Origin of the sequence: Bradyrhizobium sp. (genome assembly GCF_019242285.1) — a bacterium.
GTDB lineage: Bacteria > Pseudomonadota > Alphaproteobacteria > Rhizobiales > Xanthobacteraceae > Bradyrhizobium.
The window spans coordinates 1-10,513 of the sequence record NZ_JAFAVV010000033.1 but is presented as its reverse complement, the minus strand read 5'-3'; the positions used below and the strand labels follow the sequence as shown (position 1 = coordinate 10,513).

Annotated in this window: 11 protein-coding genes; 9 read left to right on the top strand and 2 right to left on the bottom strand. The window is 67.4% G+C overall.

What is annotated here, in order from left to right:
• From JOY90_RS01650 to JOY90_RS01615, 8 genes are all read left to right on the top strand, one after another.
• Positions 1–320, top strand: a 320-nt coding sequence (locus JOY90_RS01650) for a FliH/SctL family protein (protein WP_291689435.1), incomplete at its 5' end; no start/stop codon positions are given.
• Complete coding sequence (locus tag JOY90_RS01645; RefSeq protein ID WP_291689434.1) at positions 317–1,669, top strand: FliI/YscN family ATPase; 1,353 nt, start codon at positions 317–319, stop codon at positions 1,667–1,669. The genes JOY90_RS01650 and JOY90_RS01645, both read left to right, overlap by 4 nt.
• Positions 1,666–2,169: a hypothetical protein gene (locus JOY90_RS01640; protein ID WP_291689433.1), complete on the top strand. Its 504-nt coding sequence runs from the start codon at positions 1,666–1,668 to the stop codon at positions 2,167–2,169. The genes JOY90_RS01645 and JOY90_RS01640 overlap by 4 nt, the downstream gene beginning before the upstream one ends.
• Entirely contained in the window at positions 2,166–3,254 is a 1,089-nt protein-coding gene (sctQ, locus tag JOY90_RS01635) for a type III secretion system cytoplasmic ring protein SctQ (protein WP_291689432.1), read from the top strand. Before JOY90_RS01640 ends, sctQ begins: the two co-directional genes overlap by 4 nt.
• Entirely contained in the window at positions 3,247–3,900 is a 654-nt protein-coding gene (gene sctR, locus JOY90_RS01630; RefSeq protein ID WP_291689431.1) for a type III secretion system export apparatus subunit SctR, read from the top strand. Before sctQ ends, sctR begins: the two co-directional genes overlap by 8 nt.
• A 34-nt stretch (positions 3,901–3,934) precedes the next feature.
• Positions 3,935–4,204 carry a flagellar biosynthetic protein FliQ gene (locus JOY90_RS01625; protein WP_291689430.1) on the top strand — a complete coding sequence of 90 codons (270 nt, stop codon included), beginning with the start codon at positions 3,935–3,937 and terminating at the stop codon, positions 4,202–4,204.
• A 22-nt stretch (positions 4,205–4,226) separates the two neighbouring features.
• The gene (gene sctT / locus JOY90_RS01620) at positions 4,227–5,042 is read left to right on the top strand and encodes a type III secretion system export apparatus subunit SctT (protein WP_291689429.1); all 816 of its coding nucleotides are present in this window, start codon (positions 4,227–4,229) and stop codon (positions 5,040–5,042) included.
• A gap of 189 nt (positions 5,043–5,231) precedes the next feature.
• The gene (locus JOY90_RS01615; RefSeq protein ID WP_291689428.1) at positions 5,232–6,938 is read left to right on the top strand and encodes a hypothetical protein; all 1,707 of its coding nucleotides are present in this window, start codon (positions 5,232–5,234) and stop codon (positions 6,936–6,938) included.
• A 19-nt stretch (positions 6,939–6,957) separates the two neighbouring features.
• On the opposite strand, the gene JOY90_RS01610 is transcribed toward JOY90_RS01615, so the two are convergent.
• Complete coding sequence (locus JOY90_RS01610) at positions 6,958–7,476, bottom strand: DUF4399 domain-containing protein (RefSeq protein ID WP_291689427.1); 519 nt, start codon at positions 7,474–7,476, stop codon at positions 6,958–6,960.
• A gap of 18 nt (positions 7,477–7,494) precedes the next feature.
• Entirely contained in the window at positions 7,495–9,087 is a 1,593-nt protein-coding gene (locus JOY90_RS01605) for an SUMF1/EgtB/PvdO family nonheme iron enzyme (RefSeq protein WP_291689426.1), read from the bottom strand.
• Between JOY90_RS01605 and JOY90_RS01600 the strand changes: the two genes are divergently transcribed.
• A partial coding sequence (locus JOY90_RS01600; RefSeq protein WP_291689425.1) for a hypothetical protein occupies positions 9,086–10,513 on the top strand: 1,428 nt, incomplete at its 3' end. The two genes, JOY90_RS01605 and JOY90_RS01600, sit on opposite strands and share 2 nt — an antisense overlap.

Sequence of the window (10,513 nt, the reverse complement as noted above, 5' to 3'; positions counted from 1 at the left end):
GGCGGGTGTTGGGCGAGTTCGACAGCGCCGATCTCGTGCTGCGTGCCGCGAGCCGCGCCATCACCGACTTTCGCCGCGAGAAATCGCTCAAGGTCACCGTGCATCCCGAGATGCTGGAGCGGGCCCGCGCAGCACTTGCGACGACTGAGGGCAGGGGTCTCGGCCCGTCCGTCACAGTGGACGCCGATCCGCGTCTGGACAGGATGGCCTGTGTCGTCGCCAGCGAGTTTGCCGTGGTCGATGCCAGCATCGACACCCAGCTCGCGGCGATCATGGAGGGTTTCAACATCACCGCCGAGCCTGCCGGAGATCGTCCGTGAACGGGCCGCACCGTGATCCGAGCGAACGGCTCGCCTCCATTCTTCCTCACCTTCAGGAGGTGGTGCGCGACACCGCGCCGCGCGTCGTCAAGGGACGGGTGCGCCGCCTGCTCGGCGTGGTGGTGCACGCGACGGTGACGGACGTGCGCGTCGGCGAGATCTGCCAGCTCATCGACCCCATTACCAAGAACCGCGTGATGGCCGAGGTCACGGGCCTCGTCGACGACATGGCGGTGCTCACGCCGGTCGGAGACCTTGCGGGCCTCTCCAGCCGCACCGAGGTGGTGCCGACCGGACATGAGCTGCGCATACCGGTCGGGCCCGGCCTGCTCGGCCGGGTGATCAACGCGCTGGGCGAGCCCATCGACGGCGCGCGCTGGCACCCGTCGCAAATCGAGGCGCATTATCCGATCGGCGCGCTGCCGCCGCCGCCGCTGCAGCGACAATTGATCGGCGAGCCGATTCAGCTCGGGATTCGCGCAGCCGACGGCCTCCTGACCTGCGCGCGCGGCCAGCGCATCGGCATTTTCGGCCAGCCCGGCAGCGGCAAGTCCACGCTGCTCGCGACCATCGTCGGCGGCACCGATGCCGACGTCGTCGTGGTCGCGCTGATCGGCGAGCGCGGCCGTGAGGTACGCGAATTCGTGGATCGCCAGATCGGGCCCCAGGGGCGCAAGCGCGCGATCGTGGTGGCGGCGACCTCGGACCGTCCCGCGATGGAGCGGGTCAAGGCCGCCTATGTGGCGACCACCATCGCCGAGTATTTTCGCGACCAGGGCAAGCACGTCCTGTTGTTGATGGACAGCCTCACCCGGTTCGCGCGCGCGCAGCGTGAGATCGGCCTCGCGGCCGGCGAGCCCGCCACCCGCCGCGGCTTCCCACCGTCGCTGTTCGCCGAGCTGCCACGCCTGCTCGAACGCTCGGGTACGGCCGTTGCGGAAGGATCGATCACCGGCATCTACACCGTGCTGGTGGAGGGAGACCTCTCGCTCGATCCGGTCGCCGAGGAGGTGCAGGCGCTGCTCGACGGTCATCTGGTGCTGTCCGCCGAGCTCGCCAAGCGCAACCATTTTCCGGCCATCGACGTTCTGCACAGCCGCAGCCGGCTGATGGAGGTGGTCGCCTCGGCGGAACATCGCGCGGATGCCGCGCGCCTGCGCGCTCTGCTCGCCCGATACAACGATGTCGAGCTCCTGCTGCGGGTCGGCGAGTATCGCGAGGGGAGCGACGCTCTCGCCGACGAGGCCGTCGTCAAGATCGATTCCATCAACGCCTTCCTCCGTCAGCCTTCGTCCGACTTCGTCTCCATGGAGGAGACGAGGCGGCAGATGCGGGAGATCGTCCGATGAGCGTGGACAAGGTGCTTGCCGAGCTGCTCGCGCTCCGTCGCGGCCACGAGCAGCGGGCGCTCGACCTCCTGACCCAGCGCGAGGCCGAGCTCTGGCGCGCCGAGGAGACGCGCGCGACCGCGGACGACAAGGCTCAGCAGCACCAGGCGGACGCGCAGGCGCGCGAGCGCGAGGAGCTGCGCGCCCTGCAGGGACGGCCGGTCTCGTCCCACGACATTCTGGGACTGCAGGACCGGCTCGATGCCATGGCGGCGGAGCAAGGCCAACTGAAGGCGGCGGCCGAGACGGCCCGGCAGGATCTCGCCGAGCGCGCGAGCGCGCGCGACGATGCGAGGACGGCGTTTCGCACCCGGCAACGCGCGACCGAGAAGCTCGCCCTGCTCGCGGGCCAGCGCGCGCGAGAGACCGGCCGCAGACAGGCCGCGCTGGCGGACGACGCCGACGACGAGAAGAACACTCGCGGCGCTTCCGGCGTCCCGCCCGGAGGACGCCGCGCTTGAACTCGCACCTCACGATCGTGTCCGACAAGCCGGCCGCGGCCGCTTCGCCGCTGGTGGCGCTCGAACTGCCAACCATCTCTCCTGCCCACCTGCACGCCATCAACGCCTTCTATCGGCGCCGGCGCACGCTCACCATCAGCGTTGCGGGGCGGTCGATCGCGATCGCCGCACAATGGCCCGCGAACGAGACCGACGCGCGCGCCGACGTGCCTCTTACCATCAACGTCGACGACGAACCGGTCGAGCTGATGCTGCCGCGGCCACTGCTCGAATTCCTGATCGGCACCGCCGACGGAGCATTGTCGCTGGAGCGGTTGCGGCCGGATCATGCCGGTCTCGTGATCGAGTTCGTCTTGGCGGACGCGCTCGGCGCCATCGAGCGCGTCACCGGCTGGAAGCTGGAGGTGCGGTCGGTCGGCGCGCCGGCATCGTCACGCCACGACGCCACACGAGCGGCGCTGTCTGCCGCCATCGTGGCCGATGGGCTCGGGCGCTGGCCGTGCGAGTTGCGCCTGCCGCCTCGTCTTGCCGTGAAGCTCGCCCATCACCTCGACCTCGCCGCAGGCCTCGAGGAACCGCTGCCGACCTTGCCGGTCGCCCTCTGCCTGCGCGTGGCTGCCGTGACCCTGACCGCGGCGGAGTTGCACGGGCTGTCGGCGGGCGATGTCGTACTGCTCGACGCGCATTGCCCCGGCGGCAGCGCCGTCGCCGTGTTCGGCGAGCATTGGCTTGCACCCGTCGCACTCGACGACGCCGGGGCACGTCTCACCGCTGCGCCGATCCCCGGCCGCGGCTCACAATGGGAATGGATCATGGAGAAGCAACGCGACGCCGCCAAGGGCGCGGCGCCGGAGGCCACCGATCTCGACGCCCTGCCGGTGCAGGTCGTGATCGAGCTCGGCCGGCTCGAGCTCGAGCTCGCCGAGGTCAGGCGGCTCGCGCCCGGCGCGATCCTGCCGCTGACGCGGCCGCTCGACGAGCCGCTCGATATCATCGCCAACGGACGCCGCATCGGCCGCGGCACGCTGGTGCGGATCGGCGACAGCACCGGGATTCGCATCACACGGCTGCTCGGCAATGGCTGATTCACCGAACGTCCTCGGCATCATCATCTTCACCACGGCGATCGGCCTGCTGCCGTTGTTCGTCGTGACCATGACCGGCTTCTTGAAGATCGCGGTGGTGCTGTTCCTCGTCCGCAATGCGCTCGGGACCCAGCAGACACCGCCGAACATCCTGCTCTATGGCATCGCGCTGGTCCTGACCGTCTACGTGACGACGCCGCTGATCGGCGATGTCTACGGTCGCCTGTCGGCGCAGCCGCTGCAATTGCGGACCGTCGAGGATCTGAGCGAGATCGCGAAGACGGTGCGGCAGCCGGTGCAGGCGCACCTTGCCCGCTTCACGCTGCCGAGCGAGCGCCAGTTCTTCATGTCGGCGACGACCAAGGTCTGGCCGGAGAGCGCCCGGGCCGATCTCAAGGACGACGATCTCATCGTGCTGCTTCCCGCCTTCGTCGGCTCCGAGCTGACCCGCGCCTTCGAGATCGGATTCCTGCTCTATCTTCCCTTCCTCGTCCTCGACCTCGTCGTGACCAACGTCCTGATGGCGCTCGGCATGGTGATGGTGTCGCCGACCCTGATCTCGGTGCCTCTCAAACTGTTCCTGTTCGTTGCGGTGAGCGGCTGGACCCGCCTCCTGCACGGCCTGATCCTGAGCTATGGCGGATGACGCGCGAGCTCGACCAGTTCTCACGGAGACCGCAATGAGCCCCGACATCCTGCTCACCAAGGTGAACGCCGCGCTGATGACGGTGCTGCTGGTCTCGAGCCCGGTGCTGATCGCCGCGGTGGCGGTCGGCGTCCTCGTCGGCCTCGCGCAGGCGCTGACCCAGATCCAGGACCAGACGCTGCCGCAGGCGGTCAAGCTGATCGCCGTGCTCGTCATCATCATGCTGCTGGGACCGCTGCTGGCGGGCCAGATCTCGCAGCAGGCCTCGTCGGCGCTGGACGAGTTTCCGGTGCTGACCCGGTGAAGGATGCGATCGGAAATCGTCCGTGGATCCGACGCCCGACATCGCCGTCCTTCTGCAGCACGGCTACGAGTACCTGGCCGCAGCGGGGATCGTGTTCTCCCGCATGACGGCGGTGATGCTGGTCATGCCGGTGTTCACCCGCATCGGCGTGACCGGCGTGCTGCGCAACGGCATCGCGCTCGCGCTCGCACTTCCGATGGTGCCCGCGGCGGCAGCGGCGCTGGCGGGCGAGCACCTCGGCACCGCCAGGATCGCCGCCCTGCTGTTCAAGGAATTCACCGTCGGCCTCGTGCTCGGCTTCGTCCTTGGCGTGCCGCTCTGGGCGGCGGAAGCAGCCGGCGACATGCTCGACCTGCAGCGCGGCGCGTCGATGGCGACCCTGATCGACCCGCAGGGCACCGAGGAAGCAAGCGTCACCGGCACCATCCTGTCGCTGGCGATGGTGGCGCTGTTCTTCGCGTCCGGCGGCTTCCTCATCACCGTGCGGATGCTCTACGAGAGTTACGGAATCTGGCCGGTCGCCCGCATCCTACCGGTGTTCGCCCCCGATGCCGCGACGCAGCTCCTCGGCCTTCTCGACGACGTCTTCAATCTCGGCCTGCTGCTGGTGGTGCCGATCATCATCTGCCTGCTGCTGGCCGACATCCTGCTCGCGCTGGTGTCGCGCGCCGCACCGCATTTCAACGTCTTCGCACTGTCGCTCGCAGTCAAGTCGCTGCTGTTCGCCGTACTGCTGGTGCTCTACAGCGGCTTTCTCGCAAGCTACATGGGACGCGACCTCGCAACGCTGGCGGGGGCGACAGACAGACTGCACGCGATCAGCGGCGGCGGGAAGTGACGGCCGTGCCGTGCGAGCATCAGGCCACCACGGCATGCCAAATTCCCCGCACAATCGAGCCACACTGCCGTCCGCCTGCCCGGACAGATTGTGGCGTCTCAGCCACTCGCTTCCGGTCAAGGCAACCACACATCGCAGGCTCCAATGTCAGGCATCGTTCGCGCGGCTTCAATCTGCGGATTGTCGATTATGCTGCAAGGCTTCACTGCGACCTGCTTCGCCGGTACTGACGAGCCCGCGGATGGTCCGGCCTGGACCACGTGCCGCGACGCCCCGACGCGCCGCTGCGCGCTCGATCACGCGGTCGAAATCGTGCGCACATTGTCGACCTCATCGATCCGCGCAGCGACGGTCGCGCAGATCGCCCGTGCGCAAGTGGACGCCGGACTGATGCAACAGGCGTCCGGCACGATCGATCTGCTCAAATCGGACGAAATGGCCGCCGTCGTCGGACATGCCGCGCGGGTCAAGGCGGAAACCGGCAGGCTCGACGAGGCACTTCGGTTGGCGAACGCCATCGCTGATCCGGGCGCGCGCGGTCTGGTATTGGGATCGATCGCGGTCGCGGAAGGCGAGGCCGGCAAGATCGATGATGCCCTCCGGCGCGTGAGGGCCGAAAGTGATGGCACGGCGCGCGCCGTTGCGATTCGTCGCGCGGCCTGGGGGTTGCGGATGGTTGCGGTGGAACGGGGCGACGACGGCAAGCTCGTCGAGGCGCTGCGCGAGGCAGAGCCGACACGCATGCCGATGTCGGTTGCCTATTGGCATCCATCGATGCACGTGCCGGCGCTCTGGATCATCGCCGACGCGCAGGTCCGCGCCGGCAAGATCACGGAGGCCGTGCAGTCTGCCGGACTGGCGCGCTTTGACCGGGAACAGGTATTCGCCGCGCTTTTGCATTTCCTCGCCCGTGCTGGCAAGGTCTCGGAGGCGCTGGGGATCGTTCAGGCCATCGAGACGAACGCGTTGCGCGTCGTGGCGCTCCAGATCGCGACCGACCCGACGTTGCTGTCTTCCTCGCCGGACATCAATTTCGATCCCGATCGCGATTCGGAGCTGGACACCGTTGCGCCGCAGAACAAGGTCGCACCGGGGGCGCTCGCGATCGCACAATCCTTCTCGGAGCCCGCTCGCTCGCCGGCACTGCGCATGCTGGCCGAGGCGCAAGCCAACGCAAACGAACCCGCCGCGGCGCTCGAAGCTGCGAAGCTGATCGACAACCCGGAGGACCGCGTCGGCGCGCTGCTTGCCATCGGCAAGGCGCAGGCGAGGATCGGCCAGCAGGCGCCCGCGAAGGCCTCTTTCAACGAGGCGCTCCAGACCATGCGCTCCGCGCCGTTGCGCGGCAGCCTCGTTCAGAGCATCGCGGTCGCCGAGGCCGAAGCCGGCCGAACCGACGAAGCGCGCGCGCTCGCAGAGACGATCAACGAGCAGTGGTCGCGCGGCACCGTGTTTGCTGAAATTGCCCGGGCGCTGGCGAGAGCCGGCAAGGCTGCCGAGGCGCAAAAAGCGGCGGACGCCGTCAAGGCGACCTCGTTGCCGACCGATCCGAACCAGGCCATCGTCAGAGGTTTTGCCGAAGGAGGTCATATCGACCAGGCCGTCGCGACCGCGAAGGGAATGGGCCAGCAGGCCGGAGAAATCGCCTTGCACCTCGCCGCGGTAACGTTGTGCGACAACGGGCAGACCGGTTATGCACTGCAACTCGCGCGGGCGATCCGCCCAGGAGAGCTCCAGGTCGACACCTTGCTGAAGATCGCGCGCGCCCTGCGCCGGTCCGGCGCCGAGGCGGACGCCTCGAACGCCATCCGCGAAGCCTTCAATGTCGTGGCCGCCGACTCCAATCTGTTCATGCCGATGGAGCTCGTGTCGCTGTCCCGCGCCTTGCCGGACTGACAAGCATGGCCGCGCTGTCCTAGAAATCCATGTCGAAACGGTAGCCGCCGGAACCGCGGTGACGACGGCGCCGCTGATACCGCCGCGGCGAGCGCCGGTCCTCCCGTCGGTCCGAACGAATCCATACCGTGATCTTCTTCGACACCACCGGCGGCTTGAACATGAAATGGTTGGCGTCGCCCAGTACGAGCTGCAGCGTGTGCTTGCCGGGCGGCAGGTCGATTTCCGCTTCGGTTTCGCCGGCGCCGAAATGCAGATGCTGCTTGTCGAGCGGAATCGGCTCGTCGGCGGCCGGCAGCTCGTCGACGTCGATCAGGAGATGATGGTGCCCGCTATTGGGAAAGCTGTCACCCGCATGCGTGACGCCCATGTGATTGAGGCCGAAACGCACCCTGATCGAGCCGTAGGCGGTCTCGTTGTCCTCCGGCGCGATGAAATAGATCTCGGCGTTGGACGGCGCCGGCGTGCCCTGCGCGTGGAGCACGCCCGGCAGCAGCGCCAGCACGACAGCGAGCAAGGTGGACTGGGCAAGCTTCATGACAATCCCCGCGAACGATCAAGGTGAGCGCGCGACCCGCAGGCCGAGCGTCGGGTAGCGCGCATTGAAGTCGAACTGGGCGCGGCTCGCGGCGCGGACATCGGCGGGCTTGTTCCGCCACGAGCCCGACCGGAACACGCGCGACGGACACGTTCCCTCGTCGATCCAGGGTGAGCCGTCGCTCGGTGCGCCGTGATAATCCTTGTGCCAGCAATCGGCGACCCACTGGCCGACGTCGCCACCCATGTCGTAGAGGCCGAACGGGTTGGGTTTGAAGCTGCCCACCGCCATGGGACGCTTGGAATCGTAGGGCTCGTTGCAGCCCCGGCAGTTGGCCACGCCCGGCTGCACGTCCCTGCCCCACCAATACGCCGTGGAGGTTCCTGCGCGCGCGGCGTATTCCCATTCGGCCTCGCTCGGCAGCCGATAATTCTTGCCGGTCGCAGCCGCGAGCCAGTTCACGAATTGCTGCGCATCGCTCCAGCTCAGATTGCTGACCGGAGCATCCTCCTTGCCGCTCGCGACCGGCGTGCAACTCTTGGCGGCGACGCAGGCATTCCATTCACGCACCGTGATCGGGAATTTCCCGATCGCAAACGCCTTGATCGTCACGTTGTGAGTTGGCCGCTCCGAATAATCATCGTTGCTGCCCATGACGAAGCTGCCGCCCGGCAACACCACCATCACGGGTTCGGTGGCTGCCGGCGTCACCGATGCGGTGTGCTCCGGCTCGGCCACGTGCGGCGGCGCGTCGGCCGTCGGCTGCGGACTCGGCCGCGACGATGGCTGATGCGGTTGAGCCGGGGCGCTCGCAGGCACTCCCACCGTCTCGGCGGCATGGACGGACGCAGTCGGGCTCGGCGTCGGCGACGGACTCGGGCTCGGCACGGCAGCATTTGGCGGGACAGTACTTGGCGGGACAGTACTTGGCGCGACGACGACGGGCGTCGCGGGAGTGGCCGGCGCAACCGGCTGGTTTGCCGGTGTCGGCGCGACGGGGGATGGCGATGCGGCCGGTGGAACATTCGTCGGCTTCGTCGCGGCAACCTTGGTACCCGACGGACGCTCGGCGGCGACACGCCCCGAGGGTTGCAGCAGGAAGTACCAGGCCGCGAGCGCGGCGATCGTCAGCACGATTACGAAGGCGATCGCGCCGCCCGGCAGCCTGCCCTGCATCCCAGGTTCGAATTGCTTGCTCTCGGCCTTGTCGGCGGCCCAGAGAAACTGATCTGCCAGCTTCGTCTGGCCACGGGCGCTGGCGAGATCCGCCTGCGTTCGCGCCTGGGCCGGCGAATAGAGCGGGCTCGGCTCGCCCGGCGCGCGTCGCACGACGTACCAGATTCCGCCGTGAACGATGGCGTCGACCTCGAGTGGCCCCGCGCTCGCCTCGATGGAGCGTCGCAGAGCGTCGCACACGGTGAGATCGGGAATCTGCTCCCCACGCGCCGTTCGTTCGATGACCTCCAGGCATTTCGCCTGTTCCTTCGGCTCGCGGAACGACGGCGGCCGTCCCTCGCTGACCAACACGAGCAGCGTCTGATTGCACCGAGCGCAGGTCGCCGCGTGCGTCTCGGTCGGGTCCGCCGCGGCGCTTCGATGGTCTGCGTCCATGAACCCAATCAATGCATCAGCGAGCGTGGAACATCCTGAAGACTATCCAAACTCTATACCGGTTCAATGTTGTCATTCGTTTGACTGGATGCCGGTTCCGGCCTGCGCGCTTCACTCGGACCCATCCGCATACATTATTCACAATTGGATCGACGGACATCCTCACGCCCTGATTGCGACCCGATGCAGGTCCATCGAGGTTCTCTTAGTTTCGGAGCCAGCCAGGATGAGCCTCTCGACAGCGGTCCGCACTCCAGTCGCCACCGATCCGCGCAACTTCGTCTCCGCGCTGTTCACGCCGGCCGCCCAGAACACGGGCGTGACGGCCACCGTTCCGACCAAGGCGCCCGCTCCCGCCGCCGATCCGTCGACCGAGGCGCAGAAGGTGCTCGATACCGGGAAGCGCCCCTTCATCGTCGACAATTACGAAGCGCGCATGGAAGCGTTTGCGCAGGCGCTGCAAAAGGGCGATGCGTCCTATCGCAGCCAGCTCATGAACGAGATCCTCAACCGCGATCCCAATGCGCTGAATTCCTGGATGACGTCGCAGCGCGCCGACATCCTGCAGCAGCAGGGCCACATCTCTGCCGACCAGCGCACGCTGATCGGACAGGCGATGACCGATCCGCAGGTCGATGCCCACAAGATCAAGGGGCTCCTCTCCGACGAGGGCTGGTTCGGCCTGTCGCGCAACGACCACGTGCACAGCATCGTCTCCATCCTCAACGGCGGTGATGCCGCCCACATGAACGGCGTGCTGGCCGATCTCGGCGATGGCGATCTGCGGAGCCTTGCCAACAACATCGAGCATGGCGGCGGCCTGGGCCAGCAGGGAATCGCCGGCTCGGAGCGAAACAGCTTCTTTCAGATGCTGGCCGGCAGAGCCGATCCCACGCAATACGCGCGCATCGTCGACGCCTTTGCCAGCAAGGACGGATATCAATCGAGCCTCGACGTCGCCACCCTGGTATCCGACGCCGCCAAAACGATGTCGCCGAGCGAACTCGGAAAGTTCATCAACGCCGCGACCCCGAGCCTTGCGCCCTGGGCGCGAAGCGAGATGTTCCAGACGCTGTATCAGCCCGACAATATCGGCAAGCTGTCGACGATCGAGGCCGACCGGCTGAGCCAGTTCAACGGTGCCGATGGCAAGCCGCTGTGGAAGAACGAGCAGCAGAAGGACGCGCTCGCCGCCATGCTGCTGCAGGATCCGACGCTGACGCCGCAGCGCTTCATCCACGACCAGAACATGGCGCAGCTTGCGATTGCCGCCTATAGCGGCGACCACCCCTTGCCTGCGGGCTACGTCAAGGTCGACCCGAGCACCGATCCGGCATTGAAGGGCAAGCTGTCGCAAGCGGACTTCGTCAACAACCAGACCGGCTTCAGCGCCTCGCTGTTCAAGGACACCAAGACCGGCACCTAC

What these genes read in the sequence shown, in the direction of transcription:
- JOY90_RS01640 (WP_291689433.1), top strand. Translation starts at nt 1,666, where the DNA reads ATGAGCGTGGACAAGGTGCTTGCCGAGCTGCTCGCGCTCCGTCGCGGC.
- sctR (WP_291689431.1), top strand. Translation starts at nt 3,247, where the DNA reads ATGGCTGATTCACCGAACGTCCTCGGCATCATCATCTTCACCACGGCG.
- JOY90_RS01625 (WP_291689430.1), top strand. Translation starts at nt 3,935, where the DNA reads ATGAGCCCCGACATCCTGCTCACCAAGGTGAACGCCGCGCTGATGACG.
- JOY90_RS01615 (WP_291689428.1), top strand. Translation starts at nt 5,232, where the DNA reads ATGCTGCAAGGCTTCACTGCGACCTGCTTCGCCGGTACTGACGAGCCC.
- JOY90_RS01610 (WP_291689427.1), bottom strand. Translation starts at nt 7,476, where the DNA reads ATGAAGCTTGCCCAGTCCACCTTGCTCGCTGTCGTGCTGGCGCTGCTG.
- JOY90_RS01605 (WP_291689426.1), bottom strand. Translation starts at nt 9,087, where the DNA reads ATGGACGCAGACCATCGAAGCGCCGCGGCGGACCCGACCGAGACGCAC.